This is a genomic window from Phenylobacterium sp. (assembly GCF_036723115.1).
Lineage (GTDB): Bacteria > Pseudomonadota > Alphaproteobacteria > Caulobacterales > Caulobacteraceae > Phenylobacterium.
Window position 1 is genome coordinate 1 of the sequence record NZ_DAIMHV010000023.1, and the last position, 19,858, is coordinate 19,858.

18 protein-coding genes and 1 pseudogene are annotated in these 19,858 nt (G+C 71.4%); 17 read left to right on the forward strand and 2 right to left on the reverse strand.

Features of this window, described 5'->3' with window-relative positions; all coding sequences use genetic code 11:
- The 4 genes from V7D28_RS04485 to V7D28_RS04500 form a co-directional block, all read left to right on the forward strand.
- Window positions 1-554: J domain-containing protein (locus V7D28_RS04485; protein WP_333586163.1), on the forward strand; the 554-nt coding region annotated here is incomplete at its 5' end.
- A 76-nt stretch (window positions 555-630) separates the two neighbouring features.
- The gene (locus tag V7D28_RS04490; RefSeq protein ID WP_333586164.1) at window positions 631-966 is read left to right on the forward strand and encodes a PepSY domain-containing protein; all 336 of its coding nucleotides are present in this window, start codon (window positions 631-633) and stop codon (window positions 964-966) included.
- A 23-nt stretch (window positions 967-989) separates the two neighbouring features.
- Window positions 990-1,673 carry a response regulator transcription factor gene (locus V7D28_RS04495; protein WP_333586165.1) on the forward strand — a complete coding sequence of 228 codons (684 nt, stop codon included), beginning with the start codon at window positions 990-992 and terminating at the stop codon, window positions 1,671-1,673.
- A 10-nt stretch (window positions 1,674-1,683) separates the two neighbouring features.
- Window positions 1,684-3,084: an ATP-binding protein gene (locus V7D28_RS04500; RefSeq protein ID WP_333586166.1), complete on the forward strand. Its 1,401-nt coding sequence runs from the start codon at window positions 1,684-1,686 to the stop codon at window positions 3,082-3,084.
- A gap of 6 nt (window positions 3,085-3,090) precedes the next feature.
- On the opposite strand, the gene V7D28_RS04505 is transcribed toward V7D28_RS04500, so the two are convergent.
- A complete protein-coding gene (locus V7D28_RS04505; RefSeq protein WP_333586167.1) occupies window positions 3,091-3,738 on the reverse strand; it encodes an HD domain-containing protein in 648 nt (215 codons plus the stop codon).
- 116 nt (window positions 3,739-3,854) lie between these two features.
- On the opposite strand from V7D28_RS04505, the gene V7D28_RS04510 reads away from it, so the two are divergent.
- The 13 genes from V7D28_RS04510 (at window position 3,855) to V7D28_RS04570 (ending at window position 18,133) form a co-directional block, all read left to right on the forward strand.
- Window positions 3,855-5,186 (forward strand): hypothetical protein, encoded by a 1,332-nt coding sequence (locus V7D28_RS04510; RefSeq protein ID WP_333586168.1) that lies wholly within the window; start codon window positions 3,855-3,857, stop codon window positions 5,184-5,186.
- Between the two features lie 59 nt (window positions 5,187-5,245).
- Window positions 5,246-6,355 carry a c-type cytochrome biogenesis protein CcmI gene (ccmI, locus tag V7D28_RS04515; RefSeq protein ID WP_333586169.1) on the forward strand — a complete coding sequence of 370 codons (1,110 nt, stop codon included), beginning with the start codon at window positions 5,246-5,248 and terminating at the stop codon, window positions 6,353-6,355.
- Entirely contained in the window at window positions 6,352-6,843 is a 492-nt protein-coding gene (ccmE, locus tag V7D28_RS04520; RefSeq protein ID WP_333586170.1) for a cytochrome c maturation protein CcmE, read from the forward strand. The genes ccmI and ccmE overlap by 4 nt, the downstream gene beginning before the upstream one ends.
- Window positions 6,840-8,852 (forward strand): heme lyase CcmF/NrfE family subunit, encoded by a 2,013-nt coding sequence (locus tag V7D28_RS04525; protein WP_333586171.1) that lies wholly within the window; start codon window positions 6,840-6,842, stop codon window positions 8,850-8,852. The genes ccmE and V7D28_RS04525 overlap by 4 nt, the downstream gene beginning before the upstream one ends.
- Window positions 8,849-9,310: a cytochrome c-type biogenesis protein gene (locus V7D28_RS04530; RefSeq protein WP_333586172.1), complete on the forward strand. Its 462-nt coding sequence runs from the start codon at window positions 8,849-8,851 to the stop codon at window positions 9,308-9,310. The genes V7D28_RS04525 and V7D28_RS04530 overlap by 4 nt, the downstream gene beginning before the upstream one ends.
- Before the next feature lie 138 nt (window positions 9,311-9,448).
- Window positions 9,449-10,999: a Do family serine endopeptidase gene (locus tag V7D28_RS04535; RefSeq protein WP_333586173.1), complete on the forward strand. Its 1,551-nt coding sequence runs from the start codon at window positions 9,449-9,451 to the stop codon at window positions 10,997-10,999.
- A 26-nt stretch (window positions 11,000-11,025) separates the two neighbouring features.
- Window positions 11,026-11,697: a response regulator transcription factor gene (locus V7D28_RS04540; RefSeq protein WP_333586174.1), complete on the forward strand. Its 672-nt coding sequence runs from the start codon at window positions 11,026-11,028 to the stop codon at window positions 11,695-11,697.
- Between the two features lie 12 nt (window positions 11,698-11,709).
- Window positions 11,710-13,113: a sensor histidine kinase gene (locus tag V7D28_RS04545; RefSeq protein ID WP_333586175.1), complete on the forward strand. Its 1,404-nt coding sequence runs from the start codon at window positions 11,710-11,712 to the stop codon at window positions 13,111-13,113.
- Window positions 13,114-13,171: 58 nt separating this feature from the next.
- A complete protein-coding gene (locus V7D28_RS04550; RefSeq protein ID WP_333586176.1) occupies window positions 13,172-16,069 on the forward strand; it encodes a bifunctional [glutamine synthetase] adenylyltransferase/[glutamine synthetase]-adenylyl-L-tyrosine phosphorylase in 2,898 nt (965 codons plus the stop codon).
- A 61-nt stretch (window positions 16,070-16,130) separates the two neighbouring features.
- Window positions 16,131-16,559, forward strand: coding sequence for an EF-hand domain-containing protein (locus V7D28_RS04555; RefSeq protein WP_333586177.1), 429 nt, complete (start codon window positions 16,131-16,133; stop codon window positions 16,557-16,559).
- 38 nt (window positions 16,560-16,597) lie between these two features.
- Window positions 16,598-17,167 carry an RNA polymerase sigma factor gene (locus tag V7D28_RS04560; RefSeq protein WP_333586178.1) on the forward strand — a complete coding sequence of 190 codons (570 nt, stop codon included), beginning with the start codon at window positions 16,598-16,600 and terminating at the stop codon, window positions 17,165-17,167.
- A gap of 4 nt (window positions 17,168-17,171) precedes the next feature.
- Window positions 17,172-17,606 carry a hypothetical protein gene (locus tag V7D28_RS04565; RefSeq protein ID WP_333586179.1) on the forward strand — a complete coding sequence of 145 codons (435 nt, stop codon included), beginning with the start codon at window positions 17,172-17,174 and terminating at the stop codon, window positions 17,604-17,606.
- Entirely contained in the window at window positions 17,606-18,133 is a 528-nt protein-coding gene (locus V7D28_RS04570) for a periplasmic heavy metal sensor (RefSeq protein WP_333586180.1), read from the forward strand. The genes V7D28_RS04565 and V7D28_RS04570 overlap by 1 nt, the downstream gene beginning before the upstream one ends.
- 6 nt (window positions 18,134-18,139) lie before the next feature.
- On the opposite strand, the pseudogene pleC reads toward V7D28_RS04570, so the two are convergent.
- A pseudogene (pleC, locus tag V7D28_RS04575) lies at window positions 18,140-19,858 on the reverse strand (cell cycle histidine kinase PleC); the annotation flags it as partial.

Below are 19,858 nucleotides of genomic sequence, written 5' to 3' on the forward strand. Positions count from 1 at the left end.
GGTTCGGCGGGGGATTTGCGCCCCGGGGGGCCGATGTCCGCGCCAAGCTGGAGATCGACCTCGAGGAGGCCATCGCCGGGGGCAAGAAGCGCATCGCCTTTTCCGACGGGCGCACCATCGACGTCACCATCCCCAAGGGCGCCGCCGAAGGCCAGACCCTGCGCCTGAAGGGCCAGGGCTCGCCCGGCCGCGCCGGGCCGGGGGACGCCTTTATCGAGCTGGTCATCCGGCCTCACCCGATCTTCTATCGGGAAGGGGAGCGTCTGGTCATGGACCTGCCCGTGACCGTGTATGACGCGGTCCTGGGCGGCCGGGTGGAGGCGCCGACCCCGGACGGCCCGGTGACGCTCACCGTCCCCAAGGGGTCCAATTCCGGGGCCATGCTGAGGTTGAAGGGCCGCGGCCTGCCGGACGCCGCCGGCCAGAGGGGCGACCTCCTGGCCCGCCTGGTCATCACCCTGCCCGAGACGCCCGATCCGGACCTCGCCGCCTTCGCCGAGACCTGGCGCAAGGCGCGTCCCTATGTGGCCAAGGCCCCCCGCCGCCGCACTTGATCGACAGGGGCCGGTGGACGGCGCATAAGGGCCATGTTCAGCCTCGGTTCAGTGAGCAGGCCCTAAGACCGCTCCCATGAAACACCTCGCCGCCATCGCCGTCCTTCTGGCCGCCGCCCTCCCGGGCGTCGCACAGGCGCAGTACGGGCCCGACATGCGCTCGTCCTTCGGGGCGGGCCGGGGCGATCAGGACGCCGCCCGCGCCGCGGTGCGCGAAGGCCGTCAGGCGCCGCTGTCCCAGGTGCTGGCCAATATCGCCCAGCGGACGCCCGGCCGCCATCTGAACACCACCCAGTCGTCCTATAACGGCCGCCCGGCCTATTTCGTCCAGTGGCGCACCCCGGACGGCCAGGTCATCGTCTTCATCGCCGACGCCGAGTCCGGGGCCATCATCGGCCGCGACGGGCGCTGACCACACCAGAAGGAGGGGCCGACATGCGTATCCTGCTCGTCGAAGACGACCCGGACCTCACCCGCCAGCTCAAGACCGCCCTGGCCGACGCCGGCTATGCGGTGGACCACGCGCCGGACGGCGAGGAAGCCCTGTTCCTGGGCGAGACCGAGCCCTATGACGCGGTGATCCTCGACCTTGGCCTGCCCAAGGTGGACGGGGTCTCGGTGCTGGAGCGCTGGCGCCGGGGGCAGGTGGCCACGCCCGTCCTGATCCTCACCGCCCGGGGCGCCTGGAGCGAGAAGGTGGCCGGCTTCGACGCCGGCGCCGACGACTATCTCACCAAGCCCTTCCACACCGAGGAGCTTCTGGCCCGGCTGCGCGCCCTGCTGCGCCGATCGGCGGGCCATGCGGCGCCCAACCTCACCTGCGGCGGACTGCGGCTGGACCCCCGCGCGGCGCGGGCCTCGGTCAATGGCGAGCCCCTGCGGCTGACCTCGCTGGAATACCGCCTGCTGCACTATCTGATGATGCACCAGGACCGGGTGATCAGCCGCACCGAGCTGGTGGAGCATCTCTACGACCAGGACTTCGACCGCGACTCCAACACCATCGAGGTGTTCGTCGGCCGGATCCGCAAGAAGATCGGCTCCGACCGGATCGAAACCGTGCGGGGCCTGGGCTACCGGCTGACCTGCCCGGCGGACGAGGCCGCAGGCGCCTCGTGATCATCCGCCTGTGAGGTTCGAAGCCTTTCGAAGGCCCTCCCTCGTCCGTCGCCTCGTCCTGCTGGCGGCGGGCTGGAGCATCACCGTCCTGCTGGTCTCGGCCATGGTGCTCGCCCTGCTGTTCCAGCAGGCGGCTTTGCGACGGTTCGACGAGGGCCTGAGCGAGCTCATCGACAACCTCATGGCCGGCACGACGGTGGACGCCCGGGGCGAGGTGCTGGCCCCCGCCCTGACCGACCTGCGGGCCTTGCGGGCCTATTCCGGGCGTTACTGGCAGCTCGCCGAGCCTCTGCCCGACGGAGGATGGCGCATCCTGGTGCGCTCCCGCTCCCTGTGGGACGCCGAGCTGTCGGCGCCACAGGATCTGGTGGAGCGGCTCGCTGCGGCCCCCGGCGAGCCGGTGATCTATGACGTTCCAGGCCCCCTGAACCAGCCGCTGCGGGCCATGGTCAGCCGCGCCACCCTGCCGGACCGCGAGGCCCCGGTGCTTTTCATGGCCGCCGAGGACCGCTCGCCCATCGACCGGGATGTGCGCGGCTTCATCACCGCCACCGCCGTGGCCTTCCTGCTGCTGGCCCTTGGCCTGGTGGGGGCGGTGGTCTTCCAGGTGCGCTTCGGCCTGCGGCCCCTGTTCGCCCTGCGGCGGGAGGTGGCGGCCGTACGACGGGGCAAGGCCGAGCGGATCGAAGGCCGCTATCCGGTGGAGCTGGAGCCCCTGGCCCAGGAGCTGAATGCGCTTGTGTCCCATAACCAGGAGGTGGTGGAGCGCCAGCGGACCCATGTGGGCAATCTCGCCCACGCCCTGAAGACCCCCCTGTCTGTGATGCTCACCGAGGCGCGACAGGGCGAGGGCCCTGACGGCGAGAGCCTCGCCACCGTGGTGGAACGCCAGGCCGAGGTCATGCGCCAGCAGGTGGACCACCACCTGCGCCGGGCCCGCGCGGCGGCCCGCACGCCCGGCCGGGGGGAGCGGACGGAGGTGGCCGAGGTGCTGGACGAACTGGCCCGTACGCTCTCGCGCGTCTTCCAGGACAAGGGCGTCGACATCGACTGGGACGCCGAGGACGGCCTCTTCTTCCAGGGCGAGCGGCAGGACCTGCTGGAGATGGCGGGCAACGCCATGGAGAACGCCGGGAAGTGGTGCCGCGGGCGGGTCCGGGTCAGGGCTGAGCCCCTGAACGGCGAACGCTTGCGCCTCACCATCGAGGATGACGGCCCGGGCCTGCCGCCCGAACGCTGGACCGAAGTCCTGCGCCGCGGCGCGCGGCTGGACGAGAGCGCGCCGGGCTCGGGCCTCGGCCTCTCCATCGTCGACGAGCTGGCGCGGGCCTATGGCGGCGACCTTCGCCTCGACCGGGCGCGGCTGGGCGGCCTTTCGGTCATCCTCGACCTGCCCCGGGCCGAGACCTGATGGGGTTCAGGCCGGGCCGCCCTGGCTCAGGGCGGCGATCTCCCGGTTGATATTGGCCCGCGCCTGGGCCTCGAACCGATTGCGGAAGCCCTCATCGGCGAAGAGCGGCTCGGCCGCGAGCATCCGGCCCATCACCTGGGCGCGTCCGGCCCGGAACAGGGGCTCGGGCACATGGGCGTATTCCTCGCGCACCGCAGCGGCATAGGCGTCATAGACCTCCGGCGGGCGGCCCAGGATGGACAGGTCGATGGAGACCATCAGCGCGCCCAGCCGGTCGCCGGCATCGGTGCGATGGCCTGTCGTCAGCACGATCAGCCGGGCGACCTCGGCGATGTGGGCTCCGGAATAGCCCAGGCCTGCAAGATCGGTCTCAGCCTGGCGGGCGCTCTGCGTCTCATTGTCGCTTCTGCGGGGATCATAGACCACGTCGTGCCACCAGAGGGCGTGGGCCAGCATCAGCCGGTCTGGGTCATCCAGCCCCTTCACGGCGGAGAGCTCGCCCAGGCAGTCGGTGATGTGGTCCAGCCCATGATAGCGCCTGTGGGGCTCAGAATAGGCGCGGCGCAGGGCGGCCTTGGCCGCTTCGACCTGTGGTTCGCCCTCGGGGGAGGGGGCCGTGGTCAACCAGGACTCAAGTTCGACGGACAGGTTCATCTGGCTTCCTTCCGCTTCGACCGGGACCGGCAAACCCGTGGTTAAGGGAAGCCTTAACCGGGGGCGGGTCAACCTCTGGGCCGCGCGGGTCCACGACCCTCGCCGAGGGGGAACCGATGGGCGCACTGCCCGAGACGAAGCTGGCGCTCCTCAGGAGCATGGTGGAAATGGCGCCCGACCGGGTGGTCGGCGACCTGCGCGGCGCCCTGGCCGACACCAGCGGTGACTCGGCTCTGGTGGATGTCCGGCTGCTGGTGGAGGCCGAGGTCCGTGACCGGCAGCTGCGCAACGCCATTCTCGCCCCCATCGTCCCGCTCTGCATCGGCGATGGAAAAACCCCGCACCTGACCTTTCCTGCCCGCGCCCTGGCGCTCGTCTGGCGCGGCCTGCGCGACCAGGCCACGCGGGAGGTGGCCCGCGCCGAGGCCCTGTTTGAGGAATTCAAGGTCGAGGAGAGCTCGCCTGAGCCCTTCGACGTCCTGGCCCGCCGGGCGGCCAAGGGCCTGCGGGAGCGTAATCATCCCAAGTTCGTCGCCGCCGCCGATGTGGCCGACGCGGCTCGTCCGGACGGCGCCCGACTGTTGGCGGAGTGCTTCGCCATGGCGCCGGTGGTTCGCAGCGCCGTGGCGCGGCTGCCCGAATGGATCCAGCGGATCACCGACGAGGATGTGGCCCTGGCGCGTCTGGCCTATCGCGACGCCACCGCCATCGCCGAGGACGCCGGCCCGCGCTTCTTCGACATGCTGTCGGCCCATCTGCCTCAGCCCTGGATGGTGCTGCGGCTGATCTCGGCGGTGATGGACCGGCCCTCCGAAACCTATCTCGCGGGCTCGGAGCTGTCGGACTTCGGAGAACGGGTCCTGGCGGCCATCGATGCGGCGCTGAAGGTGCTCGACGGTTTTGATCCGGCGGAGGATCAGGTGCGTCGCGCCGCCAAGGCGGTGGAGACCATCACCGCCCAGGTGCGGGAGATGGAAGGCAATGTGGAGCTGACCCGCCAGGGCGCCTGGGGCGCACGACTGCAGCGTCAGAAGGCCGCCCTGGTCCGCGGGGTCGAGGCCCAGCTTCGCGCCATGGACAAGGCTGTGCGCGGGGTGCTGATCAGCGAACAGCGACGGGTGGGGCGGCTGAACCGCGACGTCCCCAGCCTGGCGGCGACTCCGGCGCCCGAGGCGGTGCAGCGGGCCGGGCGGCTGATCGCCTTCGCCCAGGAGATCCGCAGCTTCGCCGGTTATGGGGGGTTCGCCGCAGCCCATGGAGAGGCCATGGAGGCGGTGACGGCCTATCTGGAAACCTATGTCGATGACGCCCTGGAGATCATGAAGGCCGGGGAGGCGGACGACCTGGCCGCCGCCAGGGCGACGGTGGCCGCCGCCGCAGATCTCACCGCTGCGGCGATGGGGCGTTCGGCGGCCGAGACGGTCCGGCGCCGGCTGGGCGCCGTATAAGTCGCGCCGCGACCACCAGACCTCTCGCATGGGCGCGGCGTTTGGGCTAAAGCCCCGGCATGATCGTGTTCTGGATCGTGGTCTGCGCCATGTCCGCCGGCGTGGCGGGGCTGATCCTGTCGCGGGCCGCCCGCGCCTCGGCCGCGTCGGGAGAGACCGACGCCACGCTTTCCCTCTATCAGCGACAGCTGGCCGAGATCGACGACCTCGCCGCCCGCGGGCTGATCGCCCCTGAGGAACGCCGCGGGGCCCATGCCGAGGCCGCCCGCCGATTGATCTCAGCGGCCGACGCCGGGGCCGCGGACTGGAGCGCCCCTCCCGGAGACCGGCGCTGGGTCCTGGCTGCTGCGGCCGCCGCGCCCCTGCTGGCCGTGGGGCTCTATCTGGCGGTGGGGTCTCCCGGCTATGGCGACCAGCCCTTCGCCCAGCGTCTGGCCGCCTGGCGCGCCACTCCGCCCGGCCAGCTGGAGGCGCCGCAGATGGCTGCGGTGCTGCGGGCGGTCACCGCCGAGCGGCCCGACGATCCTGAGCCTTACCGTTTCCTGGCCATGGCCGAGATGGCTTCGGGCAACGCCAGCGCCGCCTCGCGGGCCCTGCGCGACGCCATCAGCCGGGCGCCGGATCGGGCCGACCTGTGGGAGTCCCTGGGCGAGGCCCTGATGATCCAGGCCGAAGGGGAGATCACCGTGCCGGTCCAGCGCGCCTTCGCAGAGGCCCTGGCCCGCGATCCGGCCGCCGCGACGGCCCGCTTCCACCTGGCGCGGGGCCTTATTGAATCGGGTCAGGCCGAGGCGGGCCTGGCGGCCTGGCGCGCCCTGCGCGACGACCTGCCGGCCAATGATCCCCGCCGCCAGATCCTGGGGGCGGCCATCGCCGAGGTGAGCGCCGCCCCGCCCGCGGGCCAGGCGCCCCCGCCGCCGGCGCCCCAGGCCCAGGCTGACCTGCCCGACGCCGCGGCCATTCGCGGCATGGTGGACGGGCTGGCCGCGCGGCTGGCGGCCGAACCTGACAATCCTCAAGGCTGGGTCCGGCTGGTTAGGTCATATGCGGTGCTGGGCGACGTCGCCGCGCGTGACGCAGCCCTCGCCCAGGCCCGGGCGCGCTATGCCGGCGAGCCGGCGATCCTTCAGCAACTGGCCGATGCGGCCCGAACGGAACCCCTGCCATGAGCGGCTGGCTGCCCAAGTCCCCCAAGGCGCGACGCCGCCTCATCGTCCTGTCGGCCGTGGCGCCCGTCCTGGCCCTGGCGGTGGGGCTGACCCTCTGGGGCCTGTCGGACTCCATCTCCTACTTCTACACCCCGGCCCAGGCCGCCGAGGCGAAGCCTGCGCCGGGCCAGACCATCCAGCTGGGCGGGCTGGTGGCCGGCGGCAGCGTGGTCAAGCATGCCGACGGGCGGCTGGATTTCGTGGTGGCCGACCAGATCGCCGCCACCCCGGTGACCTTCCACGGCGATCCCCCCGACCTGTTCCGTGAAGGGCAGGGCGTGGTGGCCACCGGCGCCTTCCGCGAGGACGGCACCTTCGAGGCCCGCCGCCTGCTGGCCAAGCACGACGAGACCTACATGCCCCGCGACCTTCAGAACGCGCTCAAGGAACAGGGCGAGTGGCGCGGCGACGGCGCGCCGGGCGCCTATGGCGGAGCGTCCGGTTCATGATCGCCGAGATCGGCGCCTTCGCCCTCGTTCTGGCGCTCGTCCTGTCGGTGCTGCAGACCCTGGCCTCGGGCCTGGGGCGGCTGCGGCGCGCCCGGGCCCTGGCGGCGGTGGGCGAGGCCGCCGCGCTGGGGGCGTTCCTGGGCCTCGGGGTGAGCTTCGCCGCCCTGGTCTACCTGTTCGTCGTGTCGGACTTCAGCGTCCTGAACGTGGCGCAGAACTCCCATACGGCCAAACCGCTAATGTACCGGATCGGCGGCGCCTGGGGCAGCCATGAGGGCTCCATGCTGCTCTGGTGCCTGGCGCTCACCGGGTTCGGCGCGGTGCTGGCGGCCTACGGCCAGGGGCTGTCGGCCAGCCTGAAGAGCGCGGCCGTGGCGGTGCAGGGGGCGCTGGGCGTCGTCTTCCTGGCCTATACGGCCTTCGCCTCCAACCCCTTCGTGCGCCTGACCGAGGCGCCGGTGGAGGGGCGCTCCCTCAATCCGCTGCTGCAGGATCCGGCGCTGCTGCTGCACCCGCCCTTCCTTTATGTGGGCTATGTGGGCCTGTCGGTGGTCTTCTCCCTGGCGGTGGCCGCCCTGATCGAGGGGCGGGCCGACGCGGCCTGGGCCCGCTGGGTCCGGCCCTGGGCGCTGGCGGCCTGGAGCGCGCTGACGGTCGGCATCGCCCTGGGGTCCTTCTGGGCCTATTACGAGCTGGGCTGGGGCGGCTGGTGGTTCTGGGACCCGGTGGAGAACGCCAGCTTCATGCCCTGGCTGATCGCCACGGCCCTGCTGCACTCGGCCGTCGTCACCGAACGACGGGGCGCCCTGCCGGGCTGGACCATCTTCCTGGCCCTGGCCGGTTTCAGCTTCTCCATGCTCGGCGCCTTCCTGGTGCGCTCGGGCGTGCTGACCTCGGTCCACGCCTTTGCGGTGGACCCCACCCGCGGGGTGCTGCTGCTGACTATTCTGGGGGTCACCGCCGGCGCCGGGTTCGCCCTCTTCGCCTGGCGCGCGCCGGCCATGCACCGGGGCGGGGTCTTCGCCCCCGTCAGCCGCGAGAGCGCCCTGGTGCTGAACAACATCCTGCTGGCGGCGGCCACGGCCACCGTGCTGCTCGGCACCCTCTATCCGCTGATCCGCGAGGCCATGGCCGGCGAGGCGATCTCCGTGGGACCGCCCTATTTCAATCTGACCTTCACGCCGCTGATGTTCCTGCTGCTGTTCCTGCTGCCGGCCGGGCCGCTGCTGGCCTGGAAGCGGGGGAATGCGGCGGGCGTGGCGCGCAAGCTCTGGCCGGTCCTGGCCGCGGCGCTCGCCTGCGGCCTCTTGGCCCTGGCGCTGATCGTTCCGCGCCACCTGTTCGGGGCCGCCGGCCTGGCTCTGGGCGCCTGGCTGATCCTGGGGGCCGGCGCCGAGGTGGCTGAGCGGATCCGCCTTTTCCGGGTTCCGGGCGCGGAGTCGCTGCGGCGCCTGGGCGGACTGCCCCGCGGCGCCTGGGGCATGACCCTGGCCCATGCGGGTCTCGGGGTCTTCGTCCTGGGGGCGGTCTTCGAAACCAGCTGGAAGGCCGAGACGGCCGAGGTGCTGCAGCCCGGGGGCCGCCTGAGCGTCGCCGGCTACGAAATCGTCCTCGACGAGGTGCGCGGCGTGCTGGGACCCAATTACGAGGCCGAGCGTGGCCGGCTGCGCGCCTTCGCCCCGGACGGGACCCTGGCCTGTTCGCCCACGCCGGAGCGGCGGGCCTATGACGCCGGCGGCCAGACCACCTCCGAGGTCGCCATCTGCAGCCGCGGGCTCAGCCATCTCTATGTGGTGCTGGGCGAGCGCCGCCAGGGGGCCGACGGGGCGCCCGCCTGGCTGGTGACGGGATACTGGAACCCCTGGGCCCTGCTGATCTTCCTGGGGCCGGGCGTGATGGCCCTCGGCGGGGCGGTGTCCCTGTCGGACCGGCGCCTGCGCCTGTCGGCCGGCCGCCGCGCCGAGGGGGCCGCCGCCAGGCCCGAACCCGCGCCGGAGCCTGCGCCATGAGGAGCCTTCGGGCGCTTCTGCTGGTCCTGGTCGGGGTGCTCTGCATGGGCGCGGCGTCCGATCCGGCCGAGCGGCTGGCCGATCCGGCGCAGGAGGCCCGGGCGCGGGAGCTCTTCAAGGAGGTCCGCTGCCTGGTCTGCCAGAACGAGTCCATCGACGCCTCGGAGGCCGAGCTCGCCGCCGACCTGCGGGCCATCGTGCGCCAGCAGGTGGCCGCGGGCTCCAGCGATGATCAGGTGCGCCGCTTCCTGATCGAGCGCTATGGCGAGTATGTGCTGCTCAAGCCGCGATTCAGCCTTGCCAACGCCGCCCTTTGGCTGACGCCCTTCGTGATTTTTCTGCTGGGCGCCCTGATGCTGGCAGGCCGGCTGAGGCGCGCCGAGCCGGAGCCCGACCTTTCGGCCGCCGAGGCCGAGCGCCTGGCCCGTCTGGCCGGCGATGAAAAGCGACACGATTAGGCCGCATCAGCGCCCCCAAGCGGCGCCAAGCCTGTCGTAAAGGTAACTTGAGGGTGGTTGCGCTCTCGTGCATCGAACCTAGCTTGAGGACTGCGGGCATGTGCTATGTCCCATTGAGCCCGCAAGGAATTGGAGCCCATGACCTCTAAGAAGACCGGTTATCTGCTGGGCGCCGTCGCCGGCGTCGGTGTGGCCGCCGCCGCCCTGGCCGCCACCGATGTGCGACTGCCCATGGCCGAGAAGGCCGCGCCGTCCATGCCCCTGATCCGCACGTCTGCGGCCCCGGTCTTCGCTCCCCCGCCAGGGGCTCCGCTGTCCTTCGCCGACATCTTCGAGAAGGTCTCGCCCGCCGTGGTCTCGGTCAATGTGACCTCGGAGGCCGATGCGCGGGCTCTGCGTTCCATTCCGGGCCTGGAGGGCTTCCCCTTCGGCATCATTCCGCGCACGCCGCCGGGCGGCTCGGAGGGCGAAGAGGAGGACGGCGCCAACCGTCCGACCCAGATGTCGGCCGGCTCGGGCTTCTTCATCTCCGCCGACGGCTTCATCGTGACCAACAATCACGTCGTGGAGAACGCCCGGGAGATCAAGGTCGTCCTCAAGGACGAGCGCGAACTGGTGGCGACCATCGTCGGCCGCGACGAGGCGACGGATCTCGCCGTCCTCAAGGTTCAGGGTTCGAACTTCCCCTATGTGACCTTCGAGAACGACGCGGTGCCGCGGGTCGGCGACTGGGTGATCGCCGTGGGCAACCCCTTCGGCCTGACGGCGACGGCCACCTCGGGCATCGTCTCGGCCTATGGCCGCGACATCGGCGAGACCTTCGTGGACTTCATCCAGATCGACGCCCCCATCAACCGGGGCAATTCCGGCGGCCCGACCTTCGACATCTATGGCCGGGTGATCGGGGTGAACACCGCCATCTTCTCCCCCTCCGGCGGATCGGTGGGGATCGGCTTCGCCATTCCGGCGGCCACGGCCGATTCCATCACCCGCCAGCTGATCGCCCGCGGCAGCGTCACCCGCGGCTATATCGGGGCCACCATCCAGAACTACACCCGAGACATGGCCGCGGCCCAGGGCCTGGGCGACCAGCGCGGGGCCATCGTCTCCGACACCGTGCCCGGCGGGCCCTCCGACCGGGCGGGTCTGCAGGCCGGGGACATCGTCGTCGCGGTGAACGGCGTGACGGTCCGCACCTCTTCGGAGCTGACCCGCGAAGTGGCCAAGGCCACCGCCGGCGACACCCTGCGTCTGGACGTGATCCGCGGCGGGTCGCGCCGGGTGATCCAGGTCCGCTCGGGCACGCGGCCCAATGAGCGGGAGCTGGCGGCCAACGAAAACTCCGGCGGACCTACGACGCCGCGCGGCCAGGCGCCGGCCCAGCCCGCATATCCGGTGGTGCTGGGCATGTCGCTGGCCCCGCTGGACGCGGCCAATCGCCGCTCGTTCAACATCCCTGAGGCCGTCCGCGGGGTTGTAGTGACCGCGCTGGAACAGTCCTCCGACGCCGCCCGCAAGGGCCTGCGCCGCGGTGACGTCATCGTGCGGGCCAACAACCGCGCCGTGGCCGCCGCCAGCGATCTGTCGGCCGAGGTGGACGCCGCCCGGGCGGCGGGTCGCCCCAGCGTGCTGGTGGGCGTCAACCGTGACGGACGCACCCTCTTCCTTCCGCTGGAGATCGGGGGCTAAGTCCTCCGCAGGCACAGGGGCGTCGCATGCGGATACTGGTGGTCGAAGACGATCTGGAAGCGGCGGAGGCCATGGTTCGGGGCCTCACCGAGGCTGGCCACGACTGCCAGGCCGCCGCCGATGGCGAGGCGGGGCTCGAGGCCGCGCGCAAGGGCGGCTTCGACGTCTTGATCGTTGATCGCATGATGCCCCGGATGGATGGCGTCGCCCTGGTGGAAACCCTGCGGCGGGAGGGCGACCACACGCCGGTCCTCTTCCTCTCGGCCCTGGGAGAGATCAATGACCGGGTGGACGGACTGAAGGCCGGCGGCGACGATTATCTGGTCAAGCCCTACGCCTTCGCCGAACTCAGCGCCCGGGTGGAAGCCCTGGCCCGCCGCCGCGAGACCGGATCGGTCCAGACCCTGCTTCGCGTGGGTGAGCTTGAGATGGATCTGATCGCCCGCACCGTCCATCGGCAGGGGCGCGAGATCGACCTTCAGCCGCGGGAGTTCCAGCTTCTGGAGTTCATGATGCGTCACGCCGGCCAGGCGGTGACGCGCACCATGCTGCTGGAGAAGGTCTGGGAGTATCACTTCGATCCCCAGACCAACGTGATCGACGTCCACGTCTCGCGGCTGCGGTCCAAGATCGACAAAGGCTTCGACCGTCCCATGCTGCAGACGGTGCGCGGCGCGGGCTACCGGCTCGATCCTTAGGGTCGCCGGGCCATGCGCCTGCCGCGCATCTTCCGCACGACGCCCTTCCGGCTGACCCTGCTGTTCCTGGCCCTGTTCGCGGCCTCGGCCAGCGCCTTTCTGGCCTATGTCTATATGGCCACCGCCGGTGAGGCCACGCGCCGCACCGACCAGCAGATCACCCGCGAGATGCGCACCTTGCAGGGCGCCTATGGGCGCGCCGGCGTCCGGGCCCTGAACCAGTCGCTGATCGAGCGGGCGGCCAGCGAGCGGCCCTATCTCTATCTGCTGATGCGCGAGGACGGGAGCCGCATCTCCGGCTCCATCGAGGAAAGCCCGGTGGAGGCCTTCAACGGCGAACCGGTATGGACCAGCTTCCGCGTCACCGAATACGACGTCCAGGGGCGTGAGATCGACCGTCCCGCCCGCGGCCTTCAGGAGCGTCTGAGCGGCGGCGAGATTCTCTTTGTCGGCGCCGATGTGGGCGAGGACGAGGCCTATGTGGTCAGCGTGGTCCGCGCCCTGTGGGGGGCGGGCGCCCTTGTCATCGTGCTGGGCCTGGCCGGCGGGGTGGTGGTCAGCCGCAATGTCAGCCGCTCCATGACCGGCCTGAACGAGGTGGTGGCCGCGGTTCGCAACGGCGACCTCTCCGCCCGCGCCCCCGTGCGCGGAACGCGGGACGAGCTGGACGAGCTGGCCGTGGGCCTCAACGAGATGCTCGACCGGCTGGAACGCTCCATGGCCGGGCACAAGCATACGGGCGACGCCATCGCCCATGACCTCCGCTCGCCGCTCACGCGCCTGCGGGCGCGGCTGGAGGCCTCGTTCCTGGACCTGGAGGCGGGTCGCGGCGATCCGGAGGCGGCCCTGGCGCGGGCCATCGAGGATACTGACGGGGTGCTGAAGACCTTCGGCGCGGTCCTGGCTATCGCCCGGCTGCAGGCGGCGGGCGCCGCGCCCGATCCGGTGATCTTTGACCCCGCAGGCCTGGCGGCCGATATCTGCGAGCTCTACGAGCCCCTCTGCGAGGACCACGGCCCGGACTTCAAGGCCGAACTCACCCGCGGCCTCTCCATCCGGGCCAACCGGGAGTTCATGGCTCAGGCGCTGGCCAATCTGCTGGACAACGCCATCAAGTACACGCCCATCGGCGGCGCCATCATGCTGCGGGTGCGCCGGCGCTCCTCGGGCGAGGTGGAGTTCTCGGTCACCGACACCGGGCCAGGGGTGCCCGAGACCGATCGGGAGCGGGTCATCGAACGCTTCGTGCGCCTGGAAAACAGCCGCAACCAGCCCGGCGCGGGGCTGGGGCTGTCCCTGGTGGCCGCCGTCGCCGAAGCCCATGGCGGGCGGATCGAGCTTTCCGAAGGGCCCGGCAAGGTGGGGGAGGTGGGCCCTGGCCTGCGGGTGGCGGTGATCCTGCCGCCGGCGGGCTAGACTCACCGCCGGCCCGCGCTGTTTGCCAGCGCCGCGCCTTGGCCTTCACACTGAGGCCATGAGCCGACTCGCCCACCAGCTTCGCCCCTGCGGTCCCGTTATCGACGCCAAGGCCGCCGAACGCGCCCATGACATCCTGGCTCCGGCCGCACAAAACCAGGGTTGGGCGGAGGATCTGGCGGCGGCCTGGCCCGCGCTCGCCCCGGTCTTCGGCGCCTCGCCCTATCTGGCGGGGCTGGCGCGGCGGACGCCGGCCCGCCTGGGCGCCCTGCTGGCCGCCGAGCCGGAAGCCATGCTGCGCGCCCTGCTGGATCGGGCCCACGACGCAGGCGATCTGCCTGTGGCCGAGGCGTCGGCCGCCTTGCGCCAGGCCAAGCGCGACGCCCACCTGCTGATCGCCCTGGCCGATCTGGGCGGGGTCTGGGGCCTCGACGCGGTGACCGGCGCCCTGACCCGCCTGGCGGACACCACCCTTGCGGCGGCTCTGCGAGCGGCGGCCCGGGCCGAGGTGGAGGCCGGCCGACTTCAGTCGGTGGGGGAGGGGCCTGAGGGGCCGGTTCCCGGCTATTTCGGCCTGGCCATGGGCAAGCAGGGCGCCTTCGAGCTGAACTATTCCAGCGATATCGACTTCTCGGTCTTCTATCACCCCGACCGGCTGCCGGTGAGCGAAGGTGTGGAGCCGCGGGCCTTCGCCGTGCGCCTGACCCAGGCGGTGGCGGCCCTGATGCAGGACCGCACGCCTGAGGGCTATGTGTTCCGGGTGGATCTGAGGCTCAGGCCCGATCCCTCGTCCACCCCGCTGGCCGTCACCGTGGCGGCCGCCTTCGAATACTATGAGACTGTCGGCCAGAACTGGGAGCGGGCGGCCTTCATCAAGGCGCGACCCTGCCTGGGCGACCTGCCGGCCGGCCAAGCCTTCCTGGACGAGCTGGCGCCCTTCATCTGGCGCAAGAACCTGGACTTCGCCGCCATCGCCGACATCCATTCCATCAAGCGGCAGATCCACGTCCACAAGGTGGACGAGCGCCTGGCCGCCAAGGGCGCGGACCTGAAGCTGGGGCGGGGCGGCATCCGCGAGATCGAGTTCTATGTCCAGACCCAGCAGCTGATCCTGGGGGGGCGCCATCCGGAGCTGAGGTCGCCGCGCACCCTGCAGGCCCTGGCCGATCTGACCGCGGCCGGCCATGTGAGCCCCGAGGCCGCCCAGGAGCTGACCCAAGCCTATGAGGTGCTGCGCGCGGTGGAGCACCGGGTGCAGATGATCGCCGACGAACAGACCCACCGTCTGCCGGAGTCCGACGCCGAACGGCGGCGGGTGGCGGCCCTGCACGGGCATGAGGCGGTCAAGGGCTTCGACGCCGCCATCACTCGGACCCTGACCCAGGTCAACCGCCGCTATGGGGAGCTGTTCCCCGACGAGGAGGCCCTGTCCTCCCGCTTCGGCAGCCTGATCTTCACCGGGGTGGATGATGATCCGGCCACACTGAAGACCCTGCAGCGCATGGGCTTTGATCACCCGGCCCGCGTCTCCCAGACCATCCGGTCCTGGCACCATGGCCGCATCGCCGCCACGCGCACGGAGCGCGGCCGGGAGCTTTTCACCCGTCTGGCCCCGCGTCTGCTGGAGGCCGCGCACGCCACCGGCGCGCCCAATGCGGCCTTCAACCGGTTCACCGATTTCTTCGCCGGCCTGTCCTCAGGCGTGCAGATTCAATCCCTGTTCCTGGCCAATCCGAAGCTGTTCGAGCTGCTGGTTCAGGTCATGGCCTTCGCGCCCAAGCTGGCGGCCACCCTGGCGCGGCGGCCCGCCGCGCTGGACGCTCTGATCGACGGCGACTTCTTCGCCGAGATCGATCCGGCGGAAGACGAGGCGGTGATGGCCCTGGCCATCGCCCGCGCCGACGGCTTCGAAGAGGTGATGGACGCCGTGCGGCGGGTGCACCGCGAACAGGCCTTCCGTCTGGGCGTGCAGGTGATGAGCGGCGTGGCCAGCGCCGAGCGCGTGGGCCGGGGCTTCGCCGACCTGGCCTATCTCTGCATCCGCACCCTGGCGCCGGCGGCCCTGGCCGAGGCCGAGCGGATCGGCGGCGCCTTTCCAGGCCAGGTGGCCGTGGTGGCCCTTGGCAAGTGCGGGTCGCGGGAGATGAGCGCGGGCTCTGATCTCGACCTGATGACCCTCTACCGGGCCGACGATCCGCGGGCCATGTCGGCGGTGAAATCCTGGGGGGCGGAGACCTTCTATGGCCGTTTCACCCAGAGGCTGATCGCGGCCTTGTCCCTGCCCACCGCCGAGGGCGAGCTCTATGAGGTGGACATGCAACTGCGCCCCTCCGGCACGCAAGGGCCGGTGGCGGTGAGCCGGGCCGCATTTGAAGCCTATTATTCGGGAGAGGCCGAGACCTGGGAGTTGCTGGCCCTCACCCGGGCGCGGGTGGTCTGGGCCAGCACGCCGGACTTCGCCGACGAGGCCGCCCTGCTGATCGAGGCGGCCCTGCGCCGGCCCAGGGACGCCCGGCGTCTGGCCAAGGACGTCCGGGCCATGCGCAGCCTGCTGGAGAAAGAGCGACCCCCCCGCGACTTCTGGGACATGAAGCTCAACCGCGGGGGGCTGGTGGATGTGGAGTTCGCCGCCCAGTTCCTGCAACTGGCCCATGCCACCGACGGCGGCCCCCTGCGGCCCAATACGGGGGCGGCGCTCGCCGCCTTCCGCGAGGCGGGGCTTGGGCCGACCGAGCCCTTGCAGGCCCTGGAGGACGCCTGGCGCCTGCAGCAGAACCTCACCCAGCTCACCAAGCTGGCTTTGGAGGACGAGGCCGATCCTGCGGCGGAGCCGACGGCCTTCCGGCGACTGATGGCCCGGGCGGCCGGCGTGGCGGATTTCAAGGCGGTGAAGCCGGCGGTGGAGCGGGCGCGGAAATCCGCCCGCAACGGCTATGAAATCATTGTGCAAGTTTAGGCGACGGAATTGGCGGCCTTAGCCGTTGAACTTCCTGGACGGCCTAGCCGGAGAACGACCGATGCCACGCACCGCCCTGATCTGCCTGTGCCTGAGCGCCCTGGCCACGCCGGCCGCGGCCCAGATGTTCGGCCGCGCCCCCAATCCCGACCTGAACGGGGACGGTCACGTGACGGCGGCGGAGTACCGCAAGTCACAGGCCGACTCCCTGCTGGGCTCGTTCGACAAGAACAAGGATGGCCAGATCAGCCGGGCGGAGTTCAAGGCCCTGGAAGACATGGCCCGCCGGTTTGGCGGCCAGGCGGGCGCCGGCCGCGTGGCGGCGCTGTGGACGCAGATGGACGCCGATCGCAACGGCATGGTCACTCGCGCCGAGATCGAGGCCGCGGCCGATCGCCGGTTCGCCACCGCGGACCTTGACCGGGACGGACGTCTCGACAAGGTGGAGCTCACAAGTCTCAGGCAGGGCCGGGCGAGTGCCGGCAAGTGATCCCCGCCAGACCTCGGCTCGCCCAGGAGCATTGAAGCTTGGCCGCCTCAGCCACGGCGCAGACTTCGGTCGATCCGGACGCCGAGCTGCTGGCTCGGGTCGCCCGGGGCGACGCCGCGGCGGTGCGCGCCCTGGTGGGACGCAAGCTGCCGCGAATCCACAGCCTGGCCTACCGGCTGCTGGGGGACGCCGCCGAGGCCGAGGACGTGGCGCAGGAGACGATGCTGCGCGCATGGCGACAGGCGGGCGGCTGGCGGCCGGGATCGGCGCGGTTCGACACCTGGCTGCACCGGGTGGCGCTCAACCTCTGCTACGACCGGCTGCGGCGTCGGCGGGAGATCGTCACCGAGACGCCTCCCGAACAGGTCGATCCCGCGCCCTCGCCGGAGCGAAGCCTGGAGACGCTGGACGTGGGCGTCCGGGTGGCGCGCGCCCTGGATCAGCTTCCGGCCCGGCAGCGCGAGGCGATCATCCTGTGTCACTATCAGGACCTGGGGAACATCGAGGCGGCCGCCGCCATGGAGGTCAGCGTCGAGGCGCTGGAAAGCCTGCTGGGCCGTGGACGCCGCGCCCTGCGCACAGCCCTGGCGTCGCAGGATGAAGGATGACGGGATGCCCCACGCCATGACCCCGGACCGTTTCGCCGAACTGGCCGACGCCTTTGGCGGCGAGGTCGCCCGCTGGCCCCTGGCCGAACAGGAGGCGGCCGCCAGCTTCGTGGCCGATCATCCGCAGGCCGCCGAGACGGTGTTGCGGGCCGCCGCCGATCTCGACTGGACGCTCGGCCAATGGCGCGCGCCGGCCGCCGCCCCTGGGCTTTACGCCGCCGTGCTGGAAGCCGCCCCCCGGGCGCGGCAGGCGCGGGCCTGGACCACCTGGCTTTGGCGCACCGGCCTGGGCGCAGGCCTGGTGGCGGCGGGCGCCGCAGGCCTGATGGCCGGGGTGGTGGTCTCCAGCTCTGTGGCGCCGGCCTCGGATCTCGACGTCATCGCCGCGGCCGCGCCGACGTATGAAGACCTGGCCGCCGCTGTCGGAGGAGAGGTTTGATGTCCCCGCGAACCCTGACCATCGCCCTGTTCGTCTCCCTGGCGGTGAACCTGTTCGCCATCGGTGCGGTGGTGGGAGGGCTGGTGGTGGCCGGACGGCTGGCCGAGAGCCGCCTGGAGTCCATGCGCCCGGGACCGCCGGCCTTCTTCGGCGCCATGGACGCCCTCCCGGCCGAACGCCAGGACGCCTATCGCCAGACCCTGCGAGGCGAGGCGGGCGAGGTGCGTCGCAAGCTCATGGCCGCAGGCCAGGCCCGCCGGGAGGCCTGGAGCCAGCTGGCGGCCGAGCCCCTCGACACCACCGCCGTCCGGCGGGACCTGGCCCGCGCCCAGGCCATAGAGGCCGAGGCCCGCGGGGCGATCGAAGGGCGGGTGGTGGACTTCGCCGCCGATCTCAGCCCTGCGGAACGGCGACGCTTCGCCGAGGCCCTGGCCGAGCCGCCCCGCCGCCATCGCGACGGCCGTCGCCCTGACCGGCCGGGCGAGCGCCCTGGTCCCCCTGAGCCGGCCCCGCCGCCGGTTCCTTGACGGCGCTCACGCCGCCGCGCCCGGCCGCCGCACCGACGGGTGGCTTGCGCCGGCGTCCTTGGCCTGGCGCACGGGGATGGAGAAGCCCACCGTCGTGCCCTCACCCGGGGCGCTCTGGATGTCCAGGGCGCCGCCGTGCATCTCCACCATGGATTTGGTGAGCGCCAGACCCAGGCCAGTGCCCTGCTGGGTCTTGGAATGCTGGCTCTCGATCTGCTCGAAGGGCTTGGCCAGGCGGGCGAGATCGGCTGCTGCGATGCCGATGCCGGTGTCCTTGACGCTGATCCGCACCCGTTCGCCCAGGGGATCGGGCCTGGCCTCCGCCCGCACGGTGACGCGTCCGCCCCGGGGCGTGAACTTGATGGCGTTGGACAACAGGTTGAGCAGCACCTGTTTGATAGCGCGATAGTCGGCCTCCACCTCGGGCAGGTCCCGGGGGAATTCCGTGTGCACGGCCAGGCCCGCGGCCTCGGCCCGGTTGCGCACCAGCCGTACGGCGTCCTCCACCACATCCTCGAGGGTGAGGGGCTCGAACTTCATGTTCATCTTCCCCGCCTCGATCTTCGACATGTCCAGAATGTCGTTGATCAGCGCCAGCAGGTGCTGGCCAGAGGAGAGGATGTCGCCGGCATATTCCTTGTAACGCGCGTCCCCCAAGGGACCGAACATCTCGCCAACCATGATCTCGGAGAAGCCGTTGATGGCGTTCAGCGGCGTGCGCAGCTCGTGGCTCATATTGGCCAGGAATTCGCTCTTGGCCTTGTTGGCGGCCTCGGCCCGGACCTTCTCGGTCTCGTACTTGCGGGCCAGTTCGGACAACTGCTCCTGGCTGTGCTCCAGGCTCACCACGGCCCGCTGCAGCTCTTCCTCGTTGCGGCGGCGCGCCTCTTCCTGCGTCTTGATGGCGGTGATGTCGGCGGCCGTCATGACCAGACCGCCCTCGGCCGTCCGGCGTTCTGAAATCTGAATCCACCGGCCGTCGTGCAACTCGGCCTCGCGCACCCCGCGGCGGCCGTCGGCGGCGGGCTGCTGCTGGCGGATGGCCAGAACCGCGAAGCGATTGACCTCCGAACGCAGGGCGCCGGGCTTCAGCAGCCGGGCCTCCAGGGAGAAGACGCTGCGATAGTTTCGATTGCACATCAGCAGGCGGCCGTGGCGGTCCCACAGGACAAAGGCCTCGGAGAAGCTCTCGATGGCGTCGCGCAGGCGGGTTTCTGCGGCCTGGGCGCGGGCCTGGGCCATGCGCTCCTCAGTGACGTCCAGGGCCACCCCGATGATGCGGGCGAAGCCGCCCTCCCGCGCCTGGCCGAAGGCCTGGCCCCGGGCGTCGACCCACAGGGGCCGTTCGCCGGGCTCGCCGGGCACGCGGAACGAGACGTCGAAAGCGCCATACATGGCCGCGGTGGCCAGGGCCTGGCGGACCCGCTCCCGGTGGTCAGGCGAGACCCGGTCGAGCACATCCGAGCCGCTGGCCAGCCCGCCGCCGCCCCAGCCCAGCATGCCTGCGGTGACGTCGGACATGAACACCTCGTCGGTGACCAGATCCCATTCCCAGATGCCGCATCGCGCGGCCTCCACCGCCAGGCGGAACCGCTGTTCGCTGTCGAAGAAGGCCTGCTGCGTCGCCTCGGCCTGCCGGCTCTGCTGGAACAGCAACAGGCCCAGCAGAAAGGCGACGGCCAGCGGGATCAGCACCCAACCCAGCTGCTCGCGCGCCGCCAGCAG

Bases quoted from the DNA above. Each gene is read 5' to 3' on its own strand.
- V7D28_RS04535 (WP_333586173.1), top strand. From the start codon at position 9,449: ATGACCTCTAAGAAGACCGGTTATCTGCTGGGCGCCGTCGCCGGCGTC.
- V7D28_RS04555 (WP_333586177.1), top strand. From the start codon at position 16,131: ATGCCACGCACCGCCCTGATCTGCCTGTGCCTGAGCGCCCTGGCCACG.
- V7D28_RS04540 (WP_333586174.1), top strand. From the start codon at position 11,026: ATGCGGATACTGGTGGTCGAAGACGATCTGGAAGCGGCGGAGGCCATG.
- V7D28_RS04510 (WP_333586168.1), top strand. From the start codon at position 3,855: ATGGGCGCACTGCCCGAGACGAAGCTGGCGCTCCTCAGGAGCATGGTG.
- V7D28_RS04570 (WP_333586180.1), top strand. From the start codon at position 17,606: ATGTCCCCGCGAACCCTGACCATCGCCCTGTTCGTCTCCCTGGCGGTG.
- V7D28_RS04550 (WP_333586176.1), top strand. From the start codon at position 13,172: ATGAGCCGACTCGCCCACCAGCTTCGCCCCTGCGGTCCCGTTATCGAC.
- V7D28_RS04530 (WP_333586172.1), top strand. From the start codon at position 8,849: ATGAGGAGCCTTCGGGCGCTTCTGCTGGTCCTGGTCGGGGTGCTCTGC.
- V7D28_RS04545 (WP_333586175.1), top strand. From the start codon at position 11,710: ATGCGCCTGCCGCGCATCTTCCGCACGACGCCCTTCCGGCTGACCCTG.
- ccmI (WP_333586169.1), top strand. From the start codon at position 5,246: ATGATCGTGTTCTGGATCGTGGTCTGCGCCATGTCCGCCGGCGTGGCG.
- V7D28_RS04495 (WP_333586165.1), top strand. From the start codon at position 990: ATGCGTATCCTGCTCGTCGAAGACGACCCGGACCTCACCCGCCAGCTC.
- V7D28_RS04565 (WP_333586179.1), top strand. From the start codon at position 17,172: ATGCCCCACGCCATGACCCCGGACCGTTTCGCCGAACTGGCCGACGCC.
- ccmE (WP_333586170.1), top strand. From the start codon at position 6,352: ATGAGCGGCTGGCTGCCCAAGTCCCCCAAGGCGCGACGCCGCCTCATC.
- V7D28_RS04505 (WP_333586167.1), bottom strand. From the start codon at position 3,738: ATGAACCTGTCCGTCGAACTTGAGTCCTGGTTGACCACGGCCCCCTCC.
- V7D28_RS04525 (WP_333586171.1), top strand. From the start codon at position 6,840: ATGATCGCCGAGATCGGCGCCTTCGCCCTCGTTCTGGCGCTCGTCCTG.
- V7D28_RS04490 (WP_333586164.1), top strand. From the start codon at position 631: ATGAAACACCTCGCCGCCATCGCCGTCCTTCTGGCCGCCGCCCTCCCG.